This window comes from Candidatus Rhabdochlamydia oedothoracis (genome assembly GCF_019453995.1).
Classification (GTDB): Bacteria; Chlamydiota; Chlamydiia; order Chlamydiales; family Rhabdochlamydiaceae; genus Rhabdochlamydia; species Rhabdochlamydia oedothoracis.
In genome coordinates this window covers 275,548-300,020 of sequence record NZ_CP075587.1, presented here as the reverse complement: position 1 = coordinate 300,020, position 24,473 = coordinate 275,548, and the positions used below count along the sequence as shown (strand labels likewise).

21 protein-coding genes and 9 pseudogenes are annotated in these 24,473 nt (G+C 36.1%); 13 read left to right on the top strand and 17 right to left on the bottom strand.

The genetic code is table 11. The features are described 5' to 3' along the window. Positions 1 to 174 precede the first annotated feature (174 nt). From RHABOEDO_RS01535 to RHABOEDO_RS01505, 8 genes and pseudogenes are all read left to right on the top strand, one after another. Entirely contained in the window at positions 175 to 966 is a 792-nt protein-coding gene (locus RHABOEDO_RS01535; protein ID WP_215216690.1) for an ABC transporter permease, read from the top strand. A 2-nt stretch (positions 967 to 968) separates the two neighbouring features. After that, the gene (locus tag RHABOEDO_RS01530; protein WP_215216691.1) at positions 969 to 1,691 is read left to right on the top strand and encodes an ABC transporter ATP-binding protein; all 723 of its coding nucleotides are present in this window, start codon (positions 969 to 971) and stop codon (positions 1,689 to 1,691) included. Next, entirely contained in the window at positions 1,681 to 2,619 is a 939-nt protein-coding gene (locus RHABOEDO_RS01525) for an NAD-dependent epimerase/dehydratase family protein (protein ID WP_215216692.1), read from the top strand. The genes RHABOEDO_RS01530 and RHABOEDO_RS01525 overlap by 11 nt, the downstream gene beginning before the upstream one ends. Next, on the top strand, positions 2,600 to 3,907 hold the full coding sequence (locus RHABOEDO_RS01520; RefSeq protein ID WP_220017691.1) for a glycosyltransferase: 1,308 nt from the start codon (positions 2,600 to 2,602) through the stop codon (positions 3,905 to 3,907). The genes RHABOEDO_RS01525 and RHABOEDO_RS01520 overlap by 20 nt, the downstream gene beginning before the upstream one ends. A 40-nt stretch (positions 3,908 to 3,947) precedes the next feature. Then, positions 3,948 to 4,106, top strand: a complete 159-nt coding sequence (locus tag RHABOEDO_RS11665) for a hypothetical protein (protein ID WP_434062191.1) — start codon at positions 3,948 to 3,950, stop codon at positions 4,104 to 4,106. After that, a pseudogene (locus RHABOEDO_RS11660) lies at positions 4,105 to 4,228 on the top strand (IS5/IS1182 family transposase); the annotation flags it as partial. The gene RHABOEDO_RS11665 and the pseudogene RHABOEDO_RS11660, both read left to right, overlap by 2 nt. A 72-nt stretch (positions 4,229 to 4,300) precedes the next feature. Beyond that, positions 4,301 to 5,314 carry an IS30 family transposase gene (locus RHABOEDO_RS01510; protein WP_215216525.1) on the top strand — a complete coding sequence of 338 codons (1,014 nt, stop codon included), beginning with the start codon at positions 4,301 to 4,303 and terminating at the stop codon, positions 5,312 to 5,314. Between the two features lie 153 nt (positions 5,315 to 5,467). Next, complete coding sequence (locus tag RHABOEDO_RS01505; protein WP_215217778.1) at positions 5,468 to 6,394, top strand: nodulation protein NodZ; 927 nt, start codon at positions 5,468 to 5,470, stop codon at positions 6,392 to 6,394. Between the two features lie 60 nt (positions 6,395 to 6,454). Here RHABOEDO_RS01505 and RHABOEDO_RS01500 read toward each other — a convergent pair. The 5 genes and pseudogenes from RHABOEDO_RS01500 to RHABOEDO_RS01485 all read right to left on the bottom strand — a co-directional run. After that, a pseudogene (locus RHABOEDO_RS01500) lies at positions 6,455 to 6,865 on the bottom strand (transposase family protein); the annotation flags it as partial. Positions 6,866 to 6,971: 106 nt separating this feature from the next. After that, positions 6,972 to 7,157, bottom strand: a pseudogene (locus tag RHABOEDO_RS10655) (IS5/IS1182 family transposase); the annotation flags it as partial. Positions 7,158 to 7,176: 19 nt separating this feature from the next. Continuing rightward, positions 7,177 to 8,121, bottom strand: coding sequence for an IS630 family transposase (locus RHABOEDO_RS01495; protein ID WP_281069558.1), 945 nt, complete (start codon positions 8,119 to 8,121; stop codon positions 7,177 to 7,179). Positions 8,122 to 8,131: 10 nt separating this feature from the next. Further along, a complete protein-coding gene (locus RHABOEDO_RS01490) occupies positions 8,132 to 8,884 on the bottom strand; it encodes an IS630 family transposase (RefSeq protein ID WP_220017689.1) in 753 nt (250 codons plus the stop codon). Positions 8,885 to 9,110: 226 nt separating this feature from the next. Next, a complete protein-coding gene (locus RHABOEDO_RS01485; RefSeq protein WP_215216525.1) occupies positions 9,111 to 10,124 on the bottom strand; it encodes an IS30 family transposase in 1,014 nt (337 codons plus the stop codon). A 125-nt stretch (positions 10,125 to 10,249) separates the two neighbouring features. On the opposite strand from RHABOEDO_RS01485, the pseudogene RHABOEDO_RS01480 reads away from it, so the two are divergent. Beyond that, positions 10,250 to 10,487, top strand: a pseudogene (locus RHABOEDO_RS01480) (transposase); the annotation flags it as partial. A 103-nt stretch (positions 10,488 to 10,590) separates the two neighbouring features. On the opposite strand, the gene RHABOEDO_RS01475 reads toward RHABOEDO_RS01480, so the two are convergent. The 3 genes from RHABOEDO_RS01475 to RHABOEDO_RS01465 form a co-directional block, all read right to left on the bottom strand. Beyond that, complete coding sequence (locus RHABOEDO_RS01475) at positions 10,591 to 11,835, bottom strand: CCA tRNA nucleotidyltransferase (protein WP_215217758.1); 1,245 nt, start codon at positions 11,833 to 11,835, stop codon at positions 10,591 to 10,593. Positions 11,836 to 12,339: 504 nt separating this feature from the next. Beyond that, on the bottom strand, positions 12,340 to 13,374 hold the full coding sequence (locus RHABOEDO_RS01470; RefSeq protein ID WP_220017632.1) for an IS630 family transposase: 1,035 nt from the start codon (positions 13,372 to 13,374) through the stop codon (positions 12,340 to 12,342). A gap of 73 nt (positions 13,375 to 13,447) precedes the next feature. Further along, entirely contained in the window at positions 13,448 to 14,482 is a 1,035-nt protein-coding gene (locus RHABOEDO_RS01465) for an IS630 family transposase (protein ID WP_220017482.1), read from the bottom strand. Positions 14,483 to 14,764: 282 nt separating this feature from the next. On the opposite strand from RHABOEDO_RS01465, the pseudogene RHABOEDO_RS11655 reads away from it, so the two are divergent. Continuing rightward, positions 14,765 to 14,906: pseudogene (locus tag RHABOEDO_RS11655) on the top strand (transposase); the annotation flags it as partial. 60 nt (positions 14,907 to 14,966) lie between these two features. On the opposite strand, the pseudogene RHABOEDO_RS01455 reads toward RHABOEDO_RS11655, so the two are convergent. The 5 genes and pseudogenes from RHABOEDO_RS01455 to RHABOEDO_RS11380 form a co-directional block, all read right to left on the bottom strand. Continuing rightward, positions 14,967 to 15,085: pseudogene (locus RHABOEDO_RS01455) on the bottom strand (IS5/IS1182 family transposase); the annotation flags it as partial. 56 nt (positions 15,086 to 15,141) lie between these two features. Next, the gene (locus tag RHABOEDO_RS01450) at positions 15,142 to 16,155 is read right to left on the bottom strand and encodes an IS30 family transposase (RefSeq protein WP_215216525.1); all 1,014 of its coding nucleotides are present in this window, start codon (positions 16,153 to 16,155) and stop codon (positions 15,142 to 15,144) included. A gap of 1,111 nt (positions 16,156 to 17,266) precedes the next feature. Beyond that, on the bottom strand, positions 17,267 to 17,830 hold the full coding sequence (locus tag RHABOEDO_RS01445) for an IS630 family transposase (protein ID WP_220017687.1): 564 nt from the start codon (positions 17,828 to 17,830) through the stop codon (positions 17,267 to 17,269). 27 nt (positions 17,831 to 17,857) lie between these two features. Beyond that, a pseudogene (locus tag RHABOEDO_RS01440) lies at positions 17,858 to 18,651 on the bottom strand (IS5 family transposase). Then, positions 18,617 to 18,787 (bottom strand): annotated as a pseudogene (locus RHABOEDO_RS11380) (helix-turn-helix domain-containing protein); the annotation flags it as partial. The pseudogenes RHABOEDO_RS11380 and RHABOEDO_RS01440, both read right to left, overlap by 35 nt. A gap of 137 nt (positions 18,788 to 18,924) precedes the next feature. Here RHABOEDO_RS11380 and RHABOEDO_RS01430 point away from each other — a divergent pair. Beyond that, a pseudogene (locus RHABOEDO_RS01430) lies at positions 18,925 to 19,071 on the top strand (helix-turn-helix domain-containing protein); the annotation flags it as partial. 324 nt (positions 19,072 to 19,395) lie between these two features. Here the strand turns inward: RHABOEDO_RS01430 and sdhB are convergent. From sdhB to RHABOEDO_RS01410, 4 genes are all read right to left on the bottom strand, one after another. Next, positions 19,396 to 20,160 (bottom strand): succinate dehydrogenase iron-sulfur subunit, encoded by a 765-nt coding sequence (gene sdhB / locus RHABOEDO_RS01425; protein ID WP_215217498.1) that lies wholly within the window; start codon positions 20,158 to 20,160, stop codon positions 19,396 to 19,398. A 6-nt stretch (positions 20,161 to 20,166) separates the two neighbouring features. Then, complete coding sequence (sdhA, locus tag RHABOEDO_RS01420) at positions 20,167 to 22,044, bottom strand: succinate dehydrogenase flavoprotein subunit (protein WP_245397534.1); 1,878 nt, start codon at positions 22,042 to 22,044, stop codon at positions 20,167 to 20,169. Positions 22,045 to 22,065: 21 nt separating this feature from the next. Beyond that, the gene (locus RHABOEDO_RS01415) at positions 22,066 to 23,025 is read right to left on the bottom strand and encodes a succinate dehydrogenase/fumarate reductase transmembrane subunit (RefSeq protein WP_215217501.1); all 960 of its coding nucleotides are present in this window, start codon (positions 23,023 to 23,025) and stop codon (positions 22,066 to 22,068) included. A gap of 118 nt (positions 23,026 to 23,143) precedes the next feature. Next, positions 23,144 to 23,893, bottom strand: a complete 750-nt coding sequence (locus tag RHABOEDO_RS01410; protein WP_215217500.1) for a TatD family hydrolase — start codon at positions 23,891 to 23,893, stop codon at positions 23,144 to 23,146. Positions 23,894 to 24,076: 183 nt separating this feature from the next. On the opposite strand from RHABOEDO_RS01410, the gene RHABOEDO_RS01405 reads away from it, so the two are divergent. Further along, positions 24,077 to 24,184 (top strand): helix-turn-helix domain-containing protein, encoded by a 108-nt coding sequence (locus RHABOEDO_RS01405; protein WP_220017686.1) that lies wholly within the window; start codon positions 24,077 to 24,079, stop codon positions 24,182 to 24,184. Then, a complete protein-coding gene (locus RHABOEDO_RS11650; RefSeq protein WP_434062178.1) occupies positions 24,174 to 24,473 on the top strand; it encodes a helix-turn-helix domain-containing protein in 300 nt (99 codons plus the stop codon). The genes RHABOEDO_RS01405 and RHABOEDO_RS11650 overlap by 11 nt, the downstream gene beginning before the upstream one ends.

Here is a 24,473-nt window from a genome sequence, read left to right as displayed (position 1 = left end):
TTTTTCTATGCGATTGAATCGGAACCACTATATTCTACACATTTTCTCTTTCTCTATTGACTTTTACTAAATTATAACTTAATTTATATAGATAAAAGAGCTTATAACGCCATTATTCAACCTAATTGGTAAATTTTTTTTTAAAAACATTTGTAAGTTTTAAGAGCGGTGCAAATGAAGTATTTAGATATAGCCATGTTGGACTTGAAAAAAGCTAGTCTTCAATATAGCATCTGGCTTCACTTGGGATTATTAGAAGTCAAACAGCGCTATCGACGCTCTGTTCTCGGGCCCTGGTGGATTAGCATCAGCATGTTAATCTTCATCGTTGCTATGGGAAAAATTTTTAGTCAATTGCTGAATCAAAGCTTAGCCGATTATATTCCTTTCTTCACGACAGGTTTTTTACTGTGGTCTTTTATTTCTAGTAGTATTAATGAATCAACAGACCTGTTTAGATCCAATAGCGGATACATTAAACAAATGCAATTGCCATATAGTTTATATGTTTTGAAATTTTTAAGCAGAAATCTGATTATTTTAGCTCATAATTTAATCGTTTATTGTCTGGTTATGTGGTTTTTTAAAATCAACCCTGGATGGAATATTTTATGGGTGATTCCTGGGATGCTCCTACTAACTATCAATCTGTATTGGATATGCTTGCTCGTAGCTTTAATCAGTACGCGTTATCGAGATATGACGCAAATCATTAATAGTTGTATACAGATTCTTTTTTTTATTACTCCTATTACATGGATGCCTAAATTACTAGGGCAAGATTCTTCCATAGTAAAGTTTAATCCGTTTGTTTATTTCATTGAGCTTATACGCCAACCTCTTTTAGGCATAAATTCCACTGTTCATGTTTGGCTAATCAATGTGAGCATAGCTCTCATTGGTATATTATTTAGCCTAAACCTTTTTGGACGCGTAAAATCTCGTATATCATTTTGGGTTGATTAAATATGACTACTATCGAATTAGAAAAAGTAGCATTGACCTATCCTGTTTATGGAACAAATTCTCGTTCTTTAAAAAATAGTATAATTAATTTAGCAACAGGAGGACGGCTTAATAAAAATGAAAGGATTGTAAAAATCGAAGCATTAAAGAATATAGATTTAAAGTTAAAAGCAGGAGATCGTCTGGGTTTAGTCGGACATAATGGAGCAGGGAAAACAACCCTCTTAAAAGTTTTAGCACAAATTTATGAACCTACAGAAGGTCATCTAAGGATTTTGGGCAGGGCTAACTGTCTTTTTGACATCATGACAGGAATAGATCAAGGACTTACTGGCTATGAAAATATTATAATCCGCGGACTTCTCCTAGGTCTTTCTAAACAAGAAATAGAACATATCATACCAAGTATTGAAGAATTTTCAGAGTTGGGAGAATTTTTAAATATACCTCTTAAAAGCTACTCTTCTGGAATGCTAGTGCGTTTAGCTTTTGGTATTATCACAAGCATTCGTTCTGACATTCTATTAATAGACGAAGTAGTGAGTGTTGGAGATTCCCGATTCATAGAAAAAGCTAAAGCTCGCATTACAAGCCTAATCCACCAAACAGATATCGTAGTGCTTTCTACACATGATCATCAAATGATTAAAGAATTTTGCAATAAGGTCATCCGACTCGAAAAAGGATCTATTATATCATTTGAAGAGGTAAATCATGTTAAATAGCAGAATATTAATAACAGGTGCGCAAGGTCTTGTAGGAACCTCATTAATAGAAGAATTATATCAGCAGGGTTATACAAATCTTATCTCTTTAACAAGAGAGCAATGCGATCTCACAAACTACCAAGAAGTAAAATTGTTTTTCCAAAATACTAAGCCTGAAGTGGTTTTTCACACAGCAGCGGCTGTCTACGGTATTGGAGGGAACGCGAAAAAAAAAGGCTCTATTTTTCTTGATAATGTTTTGCTCAACACTCATGTAATTGAAGCTAGTAGACTTTCTGGTGTGAGAAAAATTGTTGCAATGGGAACAATTGCTGCCTATCCAGAGCCAACAGAGATTCCATTGAAAGAAAACAACATTTGGAACGGACCTCCTCACCAATCCGAGAATAGCTATGGTCATGCAAAACGCACAATGCTTGCGCACTTGTTAGCTTATCAAGAAAATTATGGGCTTGATTTTGCATATGTTATCTCTACAAATCTTTTTGGACCAAATGATAAATTTGATAGCAAATTTGGCCATGTAGTTCCTTCATTAGTACGAAAGTTTTACGAAGCTAAAAAAAGCCATGAGCAAGTAACCATTTGGGGAGATGGTTCAGCAGAGAGAGATTTCTTATATTCTAAAGACATGGCACGGGCTTTAATTTTAATCATGAATAGGTATACAGGGCCTATTAACGTAGCCTCTGGAAGAAGCGCTTCCATAAAAGAAGTAGTAGATTTATTAGCAAACCACTTTGAAATGCAAGATAAGGTTATATGGGATGCTGCGATGCCTAATGGAAGAAAGTTTTACGAAATAGATCTAACTTATTTAAAAACTCTAGGCTATGAGCCTATTTATTCTATGGAAAAGGGTCTATTAGAAACCCTGGACTGGTTTACATCAATGCATGAAAAAAATGCAATTAGAGGCTATTAAAATGGAAGATACTAAATCAAAACTTTGCATTATAAGTAGCTATAATGAAACATGTGGAAATGCTAGTTATACAAAAGCTTTAGTGGCAGCATTTTCCGACCATTTTAATGTTTCAGTAATTTCTTTAAACGTAGACCTTCTTAGAAAGGCAGACCCTAAAGGCGCAAGTGCTTATATAAAAATCCTGTGTGAAAAGCTCAAAAATTATGACTACGTAAATATTCAATTTGAAGCGGGGTTGTTTGGTTCCAGTACTGCATTGATCTGGAAGCGATTTATTGCAATTACTAAAGCTTGTAAAAGAATCGTTATAACCATGCACCGTTATGATGCAATCCAAACATTACCTAATCTTGCCTTTATAGGAAAATGCATTCTTTCAGGAAATATTAAATTACTATTTTCTAATTACTTAAAAGTTCTAGCCAATAACTATCATGCATCGCTTTATCACCGGATCATTAAGCTATGTAAAGAAAATAATATTCCCATTATTGTTCACACTCAAAGAGATAGAAACTTAATTGCTATTAAGTATAATTATCATGCTATTTTTGATCATCCCTTATGTTTTTATACACAAGAATATATTGAATCTTTAGCTAAAACAGTAACAAAGAAGAGCTTTTGCCAAGCCCATAATCTTGATGAGGATAAGATCTATATAGGTATCTTTGGGTTTCTCAATAAATACAAAGGACATAAAACAGTTATAAAAGCTCTATCTTATTTACCTTCTAATTATGAAGTGCTTATTTTTGGAGGACAGCACCCCCATACAATAAAAAATAGTGAGTCTATCAATGAATATGTACATTCCTTGATAAGCCTAATCAGGCATTACGATTTTCAGGATAGAGTAAAATTTTGCGGAATGTTAAATGACGAATCTTTTTTAAAAGCATTATTAGCCTGTGACTTTAATGTACTCCCCTATTTAGAAGTGAATCAAGGGGGCTCAGCTATTGCTTCACTATCTCTAGAAACTAATTCCAATACAATTTTTTCTCAAAACTTAGCTTTTTTTGAATTAGCAAAATATGCTCCTAATTGCTTACAAATGTTTACAATAGGTAATCCTATAGAACTTGCTCATACAATTATGCGTTATAAAAAAACTGATTATTCACCCTATTTGATGGAATATCACAAAAAATATAACATAAATACAAGTATAAATCTTTATAAACAACTATTTCAAATATCTGGGAAAACCGCTATTGAAAATAGCAAAAATGAAATAGCTCCTCCTCTGGTCGAATTAATAGATCTCTTGCATAACTTGTAGATAATCTATAAAATGATTAAACTTTTAAAAAGTATTTGTCATGAAATACGATTGTTTAAAGGATTTTAAGAACGAAGAGTTTCGTCGATTAACAGGAGTAAAAAGAGCCACATTTGAAAAGATGGTAGATATCTTAAAAGAAGCAGAATCTTTTAAAAAAAGGTTTGGAGGAAGATCCCATAAGATTATCTATAATTGAAAGGCATACGTTAAAAAGTCAAGTGATAGTAGACAAAAAGAGTCAGAAGGTTATTTTGCACTGCATTTACTAATGGTAAGCGTCATGACTTTCGATTATTTAAAGAATCTAAAACAAAAATTCAAGTCTTTTCAAGTTTGAAGTGCACAGAAGAATTAAAAAAAGAATAGGCAGGCGATGAAAGAATCTCTATTGTGATTTTTAACAATCAAACACAAGGAGAGACCTTGCCTAAAGGCTACCATCACCTAACCTATGACCAAAGATGTCAGATTTATATTTTAAAAGCTAGAGGAGATACATCTAGCTCAATAGCAAACATTCTAAAAGTTCATCATAGCACTATTAGTAGGGAACTTAAGAGAAATAAAGGGCAACGAGGATACCGTCATCAGCAAGCTCAAGAAAAAGCATTTCTTAGAAAAAATTCTCAGCCCAATAAAAAAATGACTCCTCAAATAGTTACCCGTATTGAAGAAAAAATCAAGTTGCAATGGAGCCCTATACAAATATCCGGATGGCTTAAAAGACATGGTAAAGAACATGTTAGTCATGAGACCATCTATAATCATATCTGGAAAGATAAACGACAGGGAGGACAGCTTTATAGAGAGCTCCGTCATCGAGGGAAAAAATATAACAAGCAGAGAAAGGGAGCTTCTGGAAGAGGGAACATGCCTGGTCGTATAGATATTAAGCAACGGCCTTGTATTGTAGAAAAAAAGACTCGTTTAGGAGACTGGGAACTAGATACAGTCATAGGGGCAGGACATAAAGGCGTAATTGTATCAATGGTAGAAAGAACTTCCAAGCTAACTAAGCTCGCCAAAGTTTCTCATAAAACTGCAGAGGAAGTAAGTCAAGCGTTAATTGAACAACTTAAACCTATCAAAGATTTTGTACACACATTAACAGCAGACAACGGAAAAGAATTTGCCTATCACCAAATGGTTAGTTTCGAGCTAGAGACAGACTTCTACTTTGCAACGCCCTACCATTCTTGGGAAAGAGGCTTAAATGAGCATACAAACGGACTAGTTAGGCAATATTTTCCTAAAACACAAAGCTTTTTAGATACGACTTCCAAGGATATAGAAAGGGTGGAAACTTTACTAAATAACAGACCTAGAAAGGCTCTCAACTTCGAAACTCCACTAGAAGTGTTTACGAGATTATCTACAAACATGCTATGCTCGGGTGCACAATAGATGTTTTTTCAAGTATTTATATGTTCTTTTTTGTGCACTTCAAGGTTGAAAGGGCCCCTTAATGAGAAGATTTTAAACAGGCTCTAAGACTTATATCTTATAGTAGGAATCTATAATTCGAATCTTTAAAATTCAGGTTATGCAAGAGGTCTAATGTTTTTCTTTTTTAAACGCTTGGTAGAGAAAAGTAAAGCGATCATTCCCTTTCAAGTACGTTTTCCTCTTTATCTTTGGTCTTTCTTTTGCAGATGCTTTTTCCTTTGCAACATCTCAGAGATCCAAGCAAAGTCTTGTGTAATTGATACAGAGCATTTTCCAACAATTGGGATGTTTGCTGCTGCGAATTTAATTATAGGACAGATCCATCTCTACGAAAGGGGTGATTTACCTGATTACCAAGGTTTAGTCGTAGATTTTGGCCCACATGGTCTTTATTACGAACCGACTCGTGGTCTGAATTGGTGGGCCTACTTTTTTGAACCGATTTCTATTGGTGTGCAATCTGCTTCTCCCTTTCACATCTCTTGGGAAGAGGGATGCGATGCATTTCGTGCAAAAAGTGCTTTACCTCGCAAAGAAGCTCTAGCATTAGTCAAAAAATATATTCACCTTCAACCCCATATTCAAAAAAAAGTTTGCGAATTTGTTGAAACGTATTTTCATGGAATCTATACAATTGGTGTGCATTATCGAGGAACTGATAAACATTCTGAGGCGCCACGTATTGACTATAGTGTTGTGATTGCTGCGGTAAAGGATCAAATTCCTTCTCAAAGACCCTATCAAATTTTTGTTGCAAGTGATGAAAAACAGTTTGTGGAAGCAATGGAAAGAGAGTTTCCTTCTCAAGTGATTGCAAGGAATGTGTATCGGTCTACTGGATCGGAAGGCGTTCACTTTTCTGGGCATCCTCCTTATAAATTGGGAAAACAAGCTCTGGTTGATTCCCTACTACTTTCAAAATGTGATCTGCTCATTCGTACAAGTTCAAATCTCAGCTTATGGTCTACCTATTTTCAGCCCGATATTCCTGTCATTTTATTGAGTGAACGTTATGAAAGATGTGCAGAGCCTGAATAATATGATACTTTTTTGGGTAGTTCTCTAATTGCACACAAGGGGAATAGACCTCTTGCTTAGTTAAATAAAAATTTCATAATTGTAGATTCCAGCAATAAGATTGAACCGTAAACCAAACCTTTTTCTTCTGTTCCTATATTTGCCACTGAAAATTTTACATCTTTTTAGACTGCCAATCACGTTTTCATTAACAACTCGCTCAGAGGAAATCTCTTGATTCTGCTTTTTCTCTTCTTTTGTTAACGGCTTCTTATTAATGGATTTTTTTGGAAGTCTTGAGTTTTTTTGAATCTTTTTTATGCCTGTATAACCACTGTCGGTCATACCACAACGTTGATTTGTCCTCCGCACCCTACTCTCTTTAAACAGTCTAACATCATGTTTTTTGCCATTACAAAAGTTTATTCTGACAACTTTTTTCGTTTTCTTATCTACGACTATTTTGATCGTATGCTTTTTCTTTTTTCCGGATTAAAAATGCTTCTTTCTATTATTGCGATTTTTTATCCTCTTTTTATCTTTGACTTTTTTTTGGGACGCTCTATTAGGTGTTTCTAATGCATCTATAAGAGCCTGTTTAAAATCTTTTCAAAAGTAGATCAATAAAAGCGAGAACCACCATATTCAGGCTTGTATGTAGTTTTCTTTCTCAATTTTTCCATAGCTTGCGACATTTTTCTATCCACGCAAAAGAACGCTTTACAATCCATCTTCTAGAAATGACTGTAAAAGTATGAAGTGCATTTCTTTTTGCTATTTCTACTATATATACTAGTGCCGATTCAAACGGCTAGCTTAATGGGATTTAAGTCAACGACTTGAAACTTGTCGTTTATCCTACATTTCAAAATATCTGTTATTTTCGGTATCTCTTCTAAGAAGAATCCTCTAATTGCCTGAAAAAAAGTCACCGACGTTTCGTAATATCGATTGTATACCTTCTTTTCCTTTAAGATCTTCCACAAGCGTTCAATAGGATTCAAATTCGGCGAATAAGGAGGGAGATAGTGCACTTTAATCCTAGAAGACATCAGAAACTCTTCTAGTTTCTTATTTTTGTTTGATCTTGCATTATCCAAAATTACATGAATAATTCGAGCCTCTGTCTGTTTTTCTAGCTTCTTGAAAAAATCGAGCATTGCATCGGCATCAACTGTCTTATATTCCTCTGTAACAATCTTCATTCCTGTCAGGCAAAGAGCTCCAGCAAAATGCAATCGCAATTGTTTCCCGGATGTCTGCAAAGTCTTTTGAACGCCTTTTTTGATCCATCCACATACGGCTTGGGACTGATGTTCAGGATGCACAGCATCTATGAAATAGATCTCTTCATCAGGGTTTAATGTCTCCTTTAAAGCCCTATATTGTTCTATGAAAATTCGTTGTTTTTCAGGAGCTAATTTCCCAGGAATCTTTTTAGGACGTTTATAAACAAATCCGTGCTGTATGAGCCAATCTGTCATGCCACTTCGGGAATATTTTATCCCATATTGCTCATGCACATAAGCTATGATCCCTTTGACTTTAAGATAGGTCTTTTCCTGTAGGTGTTTTAGTAGAGACTCTTTTTGGTCTTGTGAAAGTTTTGATTTGCTACCGCCTCGAGGGCTACTTCCAGTTTTATTTTCGGAATCATATTCTCTGAGGTATTTCTGAACAGTGATAGGGCTTATCCGGAGTGTTTTAGCAAGATTTTTTGTTGAGATACCCTCATCATAGCCCAAAATTACACAAAGCCTATTCCGTATCCAAAATTACATGAATAATTCGAGCCTCTGTCTGTTTTTCTAGCTTCTTGAAAAAATCGAGCATTGCATCGGCATCAACTGTCTTATATTCCTCTGTAAAAATCTTCATTCCTGTCAGGCAAAGAGCTCCAGCAAAATGCAATCGCAATTGTTTCCCGGATGTCTGCAAAGTCTTTTGAACGCCTTTTTTGATCCATCCACATACGGCTTGGGACTGATGTTCAGGATGCACAGCATCTATGAAATAGATCTCTTCATCAGGGTTTAAGGTCTCCTTTAAAGCCCTATATTGTTCTATGAAAATTCGTTGTTTTTCAGGATCTAATTTCCCAGGAATCTTTTTAGGACGTTTATAAACAAATCCGTGCTGTATGAGCCAATCTGTCATGCCACTTCGGGAATATTTTATCCCATATTGCTCATGCACATAAGCTATGATCCCTTTGACTTTAAGATAGGTCTTTTCCTGTAGGTGTTTTAGTAGAGACTCTTTTTGGTCTTGTGAAAGTTTTGATTTGCTACCGCCTCGAGGGCTACTTCCAGTTTTATTTTCGGAATCATATTCTCTGAGGTATTTCTGAACAGTGATAGGGCTTATCCGGAGTGTTTTAGCAAGATTTTTTGTTGAGATACCCTCATCATAGCCCAAAATTACACAAAGCCTATTCCGTTCAGAATAGTCTTTTGGATGCTTTAACTTGTGTTCTAAGTCAGCTCTCTGGCTAGGGATCAGTTTTTTCATACTCAATAGCTTAACACAAAACAAAATATTTTTCTATACGATTGAATCGGAACCACTATATACTAGTTTGATTTCAAATTAAGAATTGCATAACTAGGTTTTTTTGAAAAAACCGCTCTATCTTGCAAGGAGATGTTATCTTTTGTATAAAAATGTTTATATATTAAAACGGCCCTTTCAACCTTGAAGTGCACAAAAAAGAACATATAAATACTTGAAAAAACATCTATTGTGCACCCGAGCATAGCATGTTTGTAGATAATCTCGTAAACACTTCTAGTGGAGTTTCGAAGTTGAGAGCCTTTCTAGGTCTGTTATTTAGTAAAGTTTCCACCCTTTCTATATCCTTGGAAGTCGTATCTAAAAAGCTTTGTGTTTTAGGAAAATATTGCCTAACTAGTCCGTTTGTATGCTCATTTAAGCCTCTTTCCCAAGAATGGTAGGGCGTTGCAAAGTAGAAGTCTGTCTCTAGCTCGAAACTAACCATTTGGTGATAGGCAAATTCTTTTCCGTTGTCTGCTGTTAATGTGTGTACAAAATCTTTGATAGGTTTAAGTTGTTCAATTAACGCTTGACTTACTTCCTCTGCAGTTTTATGAGAAACTTTGGCGAGCTTAGTTAGCTTGGAAGTTCTTTCTACCATTGATACAATTACGCCTTTATGTCCTGCCCCTATGACTGTATCTAGTTCCCAGTCTCCTAAACGAGTCTTTTTTTCTACAATACAAGGCCGTTGCTTAATATCTATACGACCAGGCATGTTCCCTCTTCCAGAAGCTCCCTTTCTCTGCTTGTTATATTTTTTCCCTCGATGACGGAGCTCTCTATAAAGCTGTCCTCCCTGTCGTTTATCTTTCCAGATATGATTATAGATGGTCTCATGACTAACATGTTCTTTACCATGTCTTTTAAGCCATCCGGATATTTGTATAGGGCTCCATTGCAACTTGATTTTTTCTTCAATACGGGTAACTATTTGAGGAGTCATTTTTTTATTGGGCTGAGAATTTTTTCTAAGAAATGCTTTTTCTTGAGCTTGCTGATGACGGTATCCTCGTTGCCCTTTATTTCTCTTAAGTTCCCTACTAATAGTGCTATGATGAACTTTTAGAATGTTTGCTATTGAGCTAGATGTATCTCCTCTAGCTTTTAAAATATAAATCTGACATCTTTGGTCATAGGTTAGGTGATGGTAGCCTTTAGGCAAGGTCTCTCCTTGTGTTTGATTGTTAAAAATCACAATAGAGATTCTTTCATCGCCTGCCTATTCTTTTTTTAATTCTTCTGTGCACTTCAAACTTGAAAAGACTACTGACAGAAATGGGTGTATAGAAGCATTTTCACTACATAAAAACCATTGGAGAATATTCTGGAGAAAAATTTGCAAAGAGTGTGCAGGAGATATTAGGATGTATATTAGAAATAGCCAAAAGAAATACACTTCATACTTTTACAGTTATTCCCAAAAGATGGGTTGTAGAGCGTTCTTTTGCGTGGATAGAAATAATGTCGCAGGCTATGGAAAAATTGCGAAAGAAAACTACATACAAGCCTGAATATGCTGGTTCTTGCTTTTATTGCTCTACTTTTGAAAAGATTTTAAACAGGCTCTAAAGAAAGTATAAGATTTTTGAGTGCAAAGAATGGAGTAGATGTTAATTCTTGATTAACAAAGAGCAAAAAGGCGATAAGAAGATAAAAAAGATTCATGAATGATTCCAAATGGGCATTTTTTTCAGCTGCGAAATAATCTCTTGAGGATCTTCAATTTCTTGGTTAATAGAAATATTTTCAGCCTCTTGTAGTAAAAGACCCATCTGCTTACCCGGGACTATCCCTGCTGCTTTAAGAGAGCTGGAGGTAACAAGGGGTTGTTTTTTTTGGATTCTTTCAATAGCTTTTTTCAATAGGTGTTGTTTCTTCTGATGAAAGTCGAAAAACTCGTTTCTGTCTTTACTGGGTAAACCATTTCCAAAAATCTGCAGACAAACGTAGGATTGAGGATCTGCGTAAAAATGCGCCCATTCAACAAGCTCTAATTTATCAAGCCAGTCTTTAGGCATAGATAACAGTTTTTTTGCATGGTGAAAAAACAGAGTGAAATTTTTTTCTATGCGAGATAATTTGAGATATTCGCAAATAGATAGGAGCTCTTCTAAAGATCGATCGGGAAATAGCTCTAATACATAAGCAATGACAGGGGTTTTTTTAGAAAATCTTTTAAAGGGTTCTACTTTTTTTTCTAGCTCTTGTATGTTGAGACCCTGAAATTCCGGAAAAATGGTCGTTAATAAACCCAGTCTATATAGTTCTAAAAAACTGGTATCTAATTTGCCAAATTGCGCCATTTTATGAAACTCTTGCCATACACGTTCAATAGCAACAGAAGGAAATAAGCTCTTTGCATGAGTGAGAATGGCTTGATAAGTTTCTACCTCAATAGAGAAATTAAAGCGAGTAGAGTAGCGCACAGCTCGTATCATACGCAATCGATCTTCTAAAAAACGAGCATGCGGATCTCCAATAGCGCGAATGATTCCTGATCTGAGATCTTTTTGGCCTTCTACGTAATCGTATAACGTTTTTGTAAGAGGGTCCCAAAACAAGCCGTTAATAGTAAAATCCCGACGGAGTGCGTCTTGTTCTGGGGTGGCAGATTCGATATGAGTAGGACGTCTTCCATCTACATAATCTTTTTCTTTGCGAAAAGTAGCTACTTCAAATTGATGTCCTTCAACAACTACAATCACAATGCCAAAAGTTAGTCCAACTGGGATCGTTTTAGGAAAAAGTCTTTGAATGACGTCTACTGGAGCCTGAGTTGCGATATCTATATCATCAGAGGGGTGGTTCATCAAGTAATCTCGTACCCATCCCCCTGCAAAATAGGTGGTAAATCCCGCTTTTACAAGAGTTTGTACGATCTGTTTAGCAAGTGCAAAGTTACGCATATATTTATGTGGAAAATTTAGTTCTTTTCATCTAAATAGTACTTTTATGTGTTTTTCAAGGACAGTTCAAAAAAATATCTTTCCAAGAATAGAAGCAGAAAATAAAAAACATAGTTTTTTTGTAGAGGAAGCTAGAGCTGTAGAGAAGTTCAACACTAAATTGCTCGACTTAAGATTTTAGTCGTAGAAATTTGATCATTTTTGCATCGTATGCTTTAGGCTTCTTTATTTAGTTTATTAAATCCTATCCAGGGTTTATAAAAACTTCTACTTTAGAGATAAAGTTTTTTAAGGCCAAATAATGGGACTTTGCTATTTTCCCAGTTATTCCTAAAAAAGTAGAGAAAATGAACTATACTAGTTTGATTTCAAATTAAGAATTACATAACTGGTTTTTTTTGAAAAAGCTGCTCTATCTTGCAAGAAGAGGTTATTCTTTTTATAAAAACATTTATATATTCAACCTCTTAATTTGAATGTAAACGAGTATATACTAGTGCCGATTCAAACGGCTAGCTTAATGGGATTTAAGTCAACGACTTGAAACTTGTCGTTTATCCTACATTTCAAAATATCTGTTATTTTCGGTATCTCTTCTAAGAAGAATCCTCTAATTGCCTGAAAAAAAGTCACCGACGTTTCGTAATATCGATTGTATACCTTCTTTTCCTTTAAGATCTTCCACAAGCGTTCAATAGGATTCAAATTCGGCGAATAAGGAGGGAGATAGTGCACTTTAATCCTAGAAGACATCAGAAACTCTTCTAGTTTCTTATTTTTGTTTGATCTTGCATTATCCAAAATTACATGAATAATTCGAGCCTCTGTCTGTTTTTCTAGCTTCTTGAAAAAATCGAGCATTGCATCGGCATCAACTGTCTTATATTCCTCTGTAAAAATCTTCATTCCTGTCAGGCAAAGAGCTCCAGCAAAATGCAATCGCAATTGTTTCCCGGATGTCTGCAAAGTCTTTTGAACGCCTTTTTTGATCCATCCACATACGGCTTGGGACTGATGTTCAGGATGCACAGCATCTATGAAATAGATCTCTTCATCAGGGTTTAAGGTCTCCTTTAAAGCCCTATATTGTTCTATGAAAATTCGTTGTTTTTCAGGAGCTAATTTCCCAGGAATCTTTTTAGGACGTTTATAAACAAATCCGTGCTGTATGAGCCAATCTGTCATGCCACTTCGGGAATATTTTATCCCATATTGCTCATGCACATAAGCTATGATCCCTTTGACTTTAAGATAGGTCTTTTCATGTAGGTGTTTTAGTAGAGACTCTTTTTGGTCTTGTGAAAGTTTTGATTTGCTACCGCCTCGAGGGCTACTTCCAGTTTTATTTTCGGAATCATATTCTCTGAGGTATTTCTGAACAGTGATAGGGCTTATCCGGAGTGTTTTAGCAAGATTTTTTGTTGAGATACCCTCATCATAGCCCAAAATTACACAAAGCCTATTCCGTTCAGAATAGTCTTTTGGATGCTTTAACTTGTGTTCTAAGTCAGCTCTCTGGCTAGGGATCAGTTTTTTCATACTCAATAGCTTAACACAAAACAAAATATTTTTCTATACGATTGAATCGGAACCACTATATACTAGTGCCGATTCAAACGGCTAGCTTAATGGGATTTAAGTCAACGACTTGAAACTTGTCGTTTATCCTACATTTCAAAATATCTGTTATTTTCGGTATCTCTTCTAAGAAGAATCCTCTAATTGCCTGAAAAAAAGTCACCGACGTTTCGTAATATCGATTGTATACCTTCTTTTCCTTTAAGATCTTCCACAAGCGTTCAATAGGATTCAAATTCGGCGAATAAGGAGGGAGATAGTGCACTTTAATCCTAGAAGACATCAGAAACTCTTCTAGTTTCTTATTTTTGTTTGATCTTGCATTATCCAAAATTACATGAATAATTCGAGCCTCTGTCTGTTTTTCTAGCTTCTTGAAAAAATCGAGCATTGCATCGGCATCAACTGTCTTATATTCCTCTGTAAAAATCTTCATTCCTGTCAGGCAAAGAGCTCCAGCAAAATGCAATCGCAATTGTTTCCCGGATGTCTGCAAAGTCTTTTGAACGCCTTTTTTGATCCATCCACATACGGCTTGGGACTGATGTTCAGGATGCACAGCATCTATGAAATAGATCTCTTCATCAGGGTTTAAGGTCTCCTTTAAAGCCCTATATTGTTCTATGAAAATTCGTTGTTTTTCAGGATCTAATTTCCCAGGAATCTTTTTAGGACGTTTATAAACAAATCCGTGCTGTATGAGCCAATCTGTCATGCCACTTCGGGAATATTTTATCCCATATTGCTCATGCACATAAGCTATGATCCCTTTGACTTTAAGATAGGTCTTTTCATGTAGGTGTTTTAGTAGAGACTCTTTTTGGTCTTGTGAAAGTTTTGATTTGCTACCGCCTCGAGGGCTACTTCCAGTTTTATTTTCGGAATCATATTCTCTGAGGTATTTCTGAACAGTGATAGGGCTTATCCGGAGTGTTTTAGCAAGATTTTTTGTTGAGATACCCTCATCATAGCCCAAAATTACACAAAGCCTATTCCGTTCAGAATAGTCTTTTGGATGCTTTAACTTGTGTTCTAAGTCAGCTCTCTGGCTAGGGATCAGTTTTTTCATACTCAATAGCTTAACACAAAACAAAATATTTTTCTATACGATTGAATCGGAACCACTATATAGTAGTGCCAATTCAAACGGTTAGCTTAATGGGATTTAAGTCAACGACTTGAAACTTGTCGTTAATCCTACATTTCAAAATATCTGTTATTTTCGGTATCTCTTCTAAGAGCCTGTTTAAAATCTTTTCATTAAGGTATAATGATAGTTTTCATAAAACCTTTGGAGGTAGTTATGACCCGCTCTTATCCAAGCGATATTTCTCGTAAATAATTTAGCAAAATCCATCTAATACTTGAGTCTACACGCAAAAAAACACGTCCACGAAGAGTTCATCTATATGATATTTTTTGTGGAATTTTGTACATTTTAAAAAGTGGTTGCCAGTGGCGTATGTTACCCATAGAATATCCTAAATGGGAATTATGTTATTATTATTTCCCTCTTTGGAATAAAAAAGATGATAAAAATTCTAAGAGCCTGTTTAAAATCTTTTCAAAAGTAGCGCAATAAAAGCAAGAACCACCATATTCAGGCTTGTATCCTGCGACATTTTTCTATCCACGCAAAAGAACGCTCTACAACCCATCTTTTGGGAATAACGGCCCTTTCAACCTTGAAGTGCACAAAAAAGAACATATAAATACTTGAAAAAACATCTATTGTGCACCCGAGCATAGCATGTTTGTAGATAATCTCGTAAACACTTCTAGTGGAGTTTCGAAGTTGAGAGCCTTTCTAGGTCTGTTATTTAGTAAAGTTTCCACCCTTTCTATATCCTTGGAAGTCGTATCTAAAAAGCTTTGTGTTTTAGGAAAATATTGCCTAACTAGTCCGTTTGTATGCTCATTTAAGCCTCTTTCCCAAGAATGGTAGGGCGTTGCAAAGTAGAAGTCTGTCTCTAGCTCGAAACTAACCATTTGGTGATAGGCAAATTCTTTTCCGTTGTCTGCTGTTAATGTGTGTACAAAATCTTTGATAGGTTTAAGTTGTTCAATTAACGCTTGACTTACTTCCTCTGCAGTTTTATGAGAAACTTTGGCGAGCTTAGTTAGCTTGGAAGTTCTTTCTACCATTGATACAATTACGCCTTTATGTCCTGCCCCTATGACTGTATCTAGTTCCCAGTCTCCTAAACGAGTCTTTTTTTCTACAATACAAGGCCGTTGCTTAATATCTATACGACCAGGCATGTTCCCTCTTCCAGAAGCTCCCTTTCTCTGCTTGTTATATTTTTTCCCTCGATGACGGAGCTCTCTATAAAGCTGTCCTCCCTGTCGTTTATCTTTCCAGATATGATTATAGATGGTCTCATGACTAACATGTTCTTTACCATGTCTTTTAAGCCATCCGGATATTTGTATAGGGCTCCATTGCAACTTGATTTTTTCTTCAATACGGGTAACTATTTGAGGAGTCATTTTTTTATTGGGCTGAGAATTTTTTCTAAGAAATGCTTTTTCTTGAGCTTGCTGATGACGGTATCCTCGTTGCCCTTTATTTCTCTTAAGTTCCCTACTAATAGTGCTATGATGAACTTTTAGAATGTTTGCTATTGAGCTAGATGTATCTCCTCTAGCTTTTAAAATATAAATCTGACATCTTTGGTCATAGGTTAGGTGATGGTAGCCTTTAGGCAAGGTCTCTCCTTGTGTTTGATTGTTAAAAATCACAATAGAGATTCTTTCATCGCCTGCCTATTCTTTTTTTAATTCTTCTGTGCACTTCAAACTTGAAAAGACTAAGTACAAAACCCCACAAAAAATATCATTAGGATTAACGACAAGTTTCAAGTCGTTGACTTGAACCCCATTAAGCTAGCCGTTTGAATTGGCACTACTATATAATATTCGAGAAGTTATTACTAATCTCAACGAGCTTCGGGAAAAAATCATTTTATTATTTGGGAAAACAGCGGCTCAAATATATGGACTAATTCAAAAAAATTGCGCTGTAGGTCTAGGAATGTAGGCTTTAAAACTCTTTAGTTTTTATTCAAATAACCTAATAAGGTTAAAAAAATAATAGCTTAAATTTTAACATAATAAACTCTTCTATATTTCCTAGAAAAACCCTTATTAAAAAAAATGAATTTACAATATAAAATGAGTTTGGAAGTTTTTGACATTCAGATATTTCAAAATAATTATCCGAAATAAAAAAACTTCTTGTTGACTTATCTTTTTTTTATTATTAACATACATTTCTTTTGAACAAGAGGAGTTGGAGAAACAAAAATCTTTAGTTTTTAAATCTAGTTATACTACCAAGATCCTCCAAAAAATCAAGGTGCGGATGAAAAAACTTAACAACTCTAAGTGTTTAAAAGAACTAAAAGGGAGAGAACCTTATTGCTAACTAGAATTTAGATACCCGGGGTTAAAGTAGGCGATCGAAACCCTGACTAGTATTTTAGGAAAAGCATGTACTTGACACACAAGAGATGTTTTATGCACTCGTCAATCTCAGAAAGAATACCTGTAAATCCCAGAAATAAAGAAATCCTTCTACTTGAAGAAAAGAAAGAGCTAAAGTACTCCGCCATATTTTAATAGGGATAATTTTAGTTGGGTTGAGCTTCCTCAACGAGGACCTAAAAATCAACATCCTAATTCCAAAACAGTATGTAGGAAAGCCACTGAAGAAACACATTGTTTTCCTTTATAAACATGTGTCTTTAAGATCAAAATTGGTTTGAGGATGCCTTGCCTTTGTTCGAGTATGTTCAATATCTTCTATTGTAAGATAGAACTCATATTCATGGTATACTCGTTTGTTTTTAAATTAAGATTTAACTAAGCAAAATTTCCTAGATAAAAGAGGCTGCAGTTCCTCCCGATATTTACGAATGTTTTCAAAAAAGGCATAAATTGCCGTCTTGAAATCTAAGAATTTTTCATAATATCGATTATTGCGAACTTTTTTATTCATGAATCGCCAAAGGCGTTCAATCAGATTGAGATCGGGAGAATAAGGAGGCAAGAATTTGATTTCTACTCTGGATATTTTTAGGTAATTTGCAACGATTTTTGACCTGTAGTAGGCAGCATTATCGCATATAACCACGATTCTTTGTGCAAAAGGATACTTTTCTTCCCATTTTTTAAACAAATCAAGAGTAGATTGCGCATTGATAGAGTCGGAAGAAAGAGTTGTAACTTCTAAGCGCTTTACATCTAAGGCTCCATTGATATTAATACGTTTACGTCCTGTGTTCGTTAGCAATGAGGGTTTGGAATTGTGTTGAGGATGAACCCCATCTAGATAAAGCAGTTGATCTGTTTGAGCGAGTTCTTTTTCTAGTTTTTGTAATTCTTGTGAAAAAAGCTTTTTTGCTTCCTCATGCACTTTTCCGGGAATCAGCTTAGATCCTGTTTAAAATCTTTTCAAAAGTAGAGCAATAAAAGCAAGAACCACCATATTCAGGCTTGTATGTAGTTTTCTTTCGCAATTTTTCCATAGCCTGCGACATTTTTCTATCCACGCAAAAGAACGCTCTACAACCCATCTTTTGGGAATAACTGTAAAAGTATGAAGTGTATTTCTTTTGGCTATTTCTACTATACATCCTAATATCTCCTGCACACTCTTTGCAAATTTTTCTCCAGAATATCCTCCATCTGCTAAAACATTTTTTGCACCGAACAAATGGTTTTTATGTAGTGAAAATGCTTCTATACACCCATTTCTGTCAGTGATATTAGCGGTGGTAATGTGAATCGCATGAGGAAGCCCTTGGGTATCGACTGCTATATGTCTTTTTATTCCTGATATTTTTTTCCCTGCATCATATCCTTATCTTCTCCGCTGTATCAGTATTTTTAACACTTTGAGCATCAATAATTACAAAGCTTGTTTTCTCTTTCCGACCACTGCTTTTTCTGACCTCGCCAACCAATTTTTTTTAAAACTATTTCAAGAATACTCTTAGAATTTTTATCATCTTTTTTATTCCAAAGAGGGAAATAATAATCACATAATTCCCATTTAGGATAATCTATGGGTAACATACGCCACTGGCAACCACTTTTTAAAATGTACAAAATTCCACAAAAAATATCATATAGATCAACTCTTCGTGGACGTGTTTTTTTGCGTGTAGACTCAAGTATTAGATGGATTTTGCTAAATTGTTTACGAGAAATATCGCTTGGATAAGAGCGGGTCATAACTACCTCCAAAGGTTTTATGAAAACTATCATTATACCTTAATGAGAAGATTTTAAACAGGCTCTTAGGCTTTTTATAGGTGAAGTTTAAGCGGTGCAGTAAAGAAACCATAGCTGATGGCGTATAATATATTCCAAAGCGGTCTTTGGCAAAATTGTAATAGACAAGACTTAAATTGACACTTAGTGGTAAATAGCAAAGAAAAACAGCTTATGCAACTGCGACGTGATGCCGTAGTTGCATAAACAAATAGCAAAGTGGTAATTTTGAATATAGCAATAGAGAGAAAAGTGATAAAAAATAAACTAGGTCTTTTAAAATTAGCAAAAACGTTAGGAAATGTATCTCAAGCATGTAAGCACATGGGATATTCAAGAGAAAGCTTTTATACATACAAAGAGCTTTATGAAAAAGGCGGATAAGCCGCATTACAAGAAATCTCTAGAAGGAAACCCTGCCCTAAGAAAAGTCGCTTAAATGGCAAGAAAGGAAAATTGGAGTACTATTTTTTGACGCTAAGCAAAGAAAAAAACCGCCGTTTGGGGTTCGAGCAATGGCTGCAATAACCTTGTTCTCAACAGGTGGGATCATTTCCTAAAAAACTGTAAAAGTGATTTAGCGTCATGAACCCTTAATAACATCTACTTATCGTTAATGCGCATTTCATTTGCTCGGATATCCCCAACAGCGGAGAATCTTTGAAAAAGATTGTAACAACAGGTGTTATTTAAGAAAAGGTTAAATTACACATCGGGCAAACTTACCACATCTCTTAAGGCTTGTTTGCTTACCTCTCTACCAATGACGGAAATGGATTCTGTTAAGGGTATGTTCTTGGGACATACCCTCACGCAATTTTGCGCATTCCCACAACCGCTGATACCCGACTCATCCATTAAAGGTCGAAGCCTATCTGCTTTTGCTAGTTTTCCAACGGGGTGCGCATTAAAAAGACGCGCTTGGGATAGAGGTGCTGGACCCATGAATGGCGAATGGGGATTGACTTGAGGACAGGCTTCTGTACAACAACCACAAGTCATACACGTAGATAAAACATATATCGCCTCTTGCAATTCAGGACTGATTTTAGGTCCAAAGCCTCGATCTAGAGCATCATCTACGTCTATCCAAGCACGTACTTTTTTTAAGTTTTCAAACATACTTGTACGATCTACGACTAAATCCTTCATAAGAGGAAATTTTGTTAAAGGAGCTAATGTAATGCAAGAACTACCTGTAGATTGTAATAATTGATGGGCAAGAGCTGTGCACCCTTGACGAGGACGGGCATTGATTAACATAGAACAAGAACCACACACCTCTTCTAAACATCCCTGTTCCCAAGCAATTGGAGTGACTTTTTCTCCTTTTTTAGTAATAGGACATTTTTGTATCTGCATTAACGCTGATGTGATGTTCAAAAAAGGCTTCAATTCCAATTCAAATTCTTCCCAATATTGCTGATTAGCAACCCCGCGGTATACTTTTAAAGTGAATGTTTTTTCCATGATATCTCACAAAGGCAATATGATGTTTACAGGAACGTTCTCAAATTGAGGAATGACTTTTTTAGCTTTGCTGTAATCGCGCCCTATGGGTTTTAAATAACGCAAGTCAACCGCTCTATAGTTAATTTTTGGCTCTATCTCTTGATAGGTAGCCATCGTTGTTTTTAACCAATTCTCATCATCTCGATGAGGAAATTCAGGCTTGTAATGAGCTCCTCTAAACTCATTGCGCAAAAGAGCTCCTTTTGTAATCACCAAAGCAATCTCTAACATATAAGAAAATTGATTGGCAAATACATAAGTTTGATTCAAAACAGTTCCCTTATCATCTAAACAGATATTTTGATAACGCTCACGAATCTCTTTTATCACATCTATTGCTCTTATCAGATCTCTATTATTACGTTTAACCGTAACGTATTTAATCAATACATCCGATAATTCCTCATGCAATTGATGCACATTCTCCGATCCATTGCGTTGCATGAGATCTTGTTTGAAATCCTCTTCTTTCCGCAGCGCTTGTGAAAAAATAGCATTGGGTATGTTGCCATAACTATGTTCTAACGTATCTAAATAACGAGGCACTTCTATTCCAGACACTAGTCCAGAAAAAATGCAAGAGAGTAGCGAATTAGCCCCTAAACGGTTTGCCCCATGATATTGAAATTCTGATTCCCCTACATTAAAACAACCGGGGATGTTCGTCATTTGCCTAAATCTCTGCCAACGATCGGGATCAGCAGCAGCGGGCCAATCCACCCAGGCACCTCCCATGGAATAATGCACTGCAGGGAAAATACGCATAGGTACTTTATGCGGATTATCTCCGGTAAATTTTTGATAGATATCCAAAACAGAGGCAATTTTATGCTGGGTTTTCTCTGAAAGATGCGACACATCTAAATACACTTGCATTTTTCTATCGACCCCTAATCCCATTTCACAAACACGCAAGATCTCTCTTGCACCAATATCTCGGGGTACTAAGTTCCCAAAAGCAGGATAGAGCTCTTCTAAAAAATACCAAGGTTTTCCCGTTTCGCCGCAAGGAAGGGTTTTTCCCTCTGAATTTGTAATTGTCTTAGAGCTGTTCCCCCAAACCCAAATTCTTCCTCCTTCTCCACGAGAGGATTCTGAAATCAAACGCATTTTATCCTCCGCAGGGATCGCAGTGGGATGAATTTGAATAAATTCTCCATTTGCATAGTACATTCCCTGCTTGAATAATCTACCGTTAGCAGCTCCGCTACAAAAAGTAGAATTTGTGGACTTTTTAAAAATCAATCCTGGTCCTCCTGTTCCAAAAACCACTGCATCTGCTTTTAATACACTAAGCTCTAAATTAAATAAGTCCATCAGCACAATGCCGCGTGCCTTGCCTTCGCTATCAAGGACAAGACGCATGAACTCGTGATTTTCAAACTTTTCTACTCTGCCTTGTACTTCATAGCGACGCACTTGCTCATCTAAAGCATAGAGCAGTTGTTGCCCTGTAGAAGCGCCGCAAAAAGCTGTTCGGTGATATAAAGTCCCACCAAAACGTCTAAAATCGAGATTTCCTTCTAGAGTTCGATTAAATGGGCATCCGAAGCGCTCCATCATACGGATAATGCCCGGTGCCGCTAAACACATCTCTAAAACAGGAGGTTGGTCCGCTAAGAAATCCCCTCCCTTAATCGTATCGTAGGCATGAATGAAAGGAGAATCCTCTTCATTTTTTAAGTTCATTGCCGCATTAATTCCACCTTGAGCACAAACAGAATGCGAGCGTTTGACTTTTGTCACAGAGATAATTTTGACATGACAGTCTTTTTCTGCTAGTTTCATAGCAGCGGATAAACCAGCTAGACCTCCTCCAACAACAATGACTTCTTTTCCCATTTTTCGCTTCGACATATCTTTTTAAGATGTTAAATTAAACCAGTACGTTCCCCAAACCGCAGCTAATCCTAAAAAGGCAACAACAGTCATCAGGCTAATAGCAACACATACCCAAAATTTTTGCGCAGCCATTTTTAAAACCCACCCCCAGGTGATCAGAAAAGTCCAAAAGCCATTAAAGGCATGAAAGCAAGCAGCTAGCACAAAAATAGTATAGAGACCTACATAAACCGGGCTTTTGAAAGTATCACGTACGGTAAGCAAGGTAGCTGTACCAAAATTTTTAGCCACGGCTACCAATTCTGTTTTTAAGAGTTTTTGTTTTTTTAGGGTAAGTGCCCAATCTAGTCGTTGTTGATAGCTTTGTGCTGCGTTTAGCAAAAGAGCTTCTTGTTCATTGTACTGATCGACAAAAGGCCCTTTCCATAAACTATGCTGCTGCTTTAGCTCTTGAGCAGCCTGCATAACTCTTTCTTCAGCGTTGCAATTTTCTAACAAAGCTTGTTCTTCTAAAATCTGCTTTTCATCATACAAAGCCACTTGCAAACGATCTGCTAGTGTATATAATCCTTTGTCTAGCGTGACATTTACCAAATAAAAAGTTTGCGATCCTAAGCGCACAGAAGTTGGATATTCTATAAAACGGAATTTAGCTACGTGTAAAATGATCCCTACCAATAAGATCCAAGAGGTAATTCTTTGCCAGGTATAGGCTCTATTTCTCCCATAATTCAAATGGGGATTCTGTTCTTTAGTAGAATAAGAGTTCGCCTTAGAAGTCATTAAATACCTAACACCCCAAAACATATGGATAGCAAAAGGAACCGCTAATAATCCTAATTCAATCACTTGAAGGTAGGGCAGATTGTGGAGACTATTTACCATCTTCACAAACCCACGCCCATCCTCTCCTACCCAAAGAGCTGCCTGCGAGTTAGTCAATAAATGTTCTAATAGAAATAAGACGAGCCAAAGACCCATTAAAGAGTGAAGTCTGCGCCAAATAAAAGATTTAGGTACCACTGTTACAATCTCCTGATGTCCAACATCAAAGATTGTATTAAATAGATCGAGTAACTTTTACAAAAGGAAAAATTCCTCAAAAACGAAAAAAAATTTCCGCATTCTGTTTGGTTTTTCTAGCTACTTCCTCTATGCTCGTTTGTTTTAAGTGAGCGATCATCTTAGCTGTTTCTGTAAGAAACCCAGGTTCATTGACTTTCCCACGATAAGGCACTGGTGCTAGATAAGGAGCATCTGTCTCTATGAATACATGTTCTAAAGGCACATATTTCACGATCTCTTGCAATGCTTGAGACTTTTTAAAAGTGACAATTCCACTGATCGATAAGTACCATCCAAGCTCTAGTGCTTTTTTTGCCTCTTCTAGAGATCCCGTGAAACAATGCAATACCGCAGGCACTTTACCTGCTATAGTAAACAAATCAGCAAAGGCATCGCGACAATGAAAAATGATCGGAAGATCCACCTTGCGACGTAAATCTAAACAAAGCTCTAGATATCTTTTTTGCATCTCTTTAGGAGAATATTGATAGTGATAGTCTAAACCGGTTTCTCCAATAGCGATAAGCTGTTTGTGATATGCTGCTTGTTTTACAAGAGTAAAGAAGCTCTCTCCCTCCTTTTCTACATCATGCGGAGTAGTAGCTGCAGCATTAAATACCCAAGAGGTTTTTTCTCTTAAAAGTAGCCCTGCTTTTAGACTTCTCTCATCTGTGCAAATGTTGACGATCTTATCGATTTGATTGGTTTGAGCACGCGCCAAAATCTGCTGTGTATCATTTACAAGCGTGTCACTTGTAAGATGTGCATGAGTATCTATAAACATAAAAAAACCATCCTTGAAATCTAATTCAAAGGATGGTACCTGATTATGGAAGTTTTTTCCAATCTATACTAGTTTGATTTCAAATTAAGAATTGCATAACTAGTTTTTTTTGAAAAAACTGCTCTATTTTGCAAGAATATGTTATCTTTTGTATAAAAATGTTTATACACTCAAACTCTTAATTTGAATGCAAATAAGTATAGGCTTTGTGTAATTTTGGGCTATGATGAGGGTATCTCAACAAAAAATCTTGCTAAAGCACTTCGGATAAGCCCTATCACTGTTCAGTGAATACCTCAGAGAATATGATTCCGAAAATAAAACTGGAAGTAGCCCTCGAGGCGGTAGCAAATCAAAACCTTCACAAGACCAAACAGAGTCTCTACTAAAACACCTACAGGAAAAGACCTATCTTAAAGTCAAAGGGATCATAGCTTATGTGCATGAGCAATATGGGATAAAATATTCCCGAAGTGGCATGACAGATTGGCTCATACAGCACGGATTTGTTTATAAACGTCCTAAAAAGATTCCTGGGAAATTAGATCCTGAAAAACAACGAATTTTCATAGAACCTTAA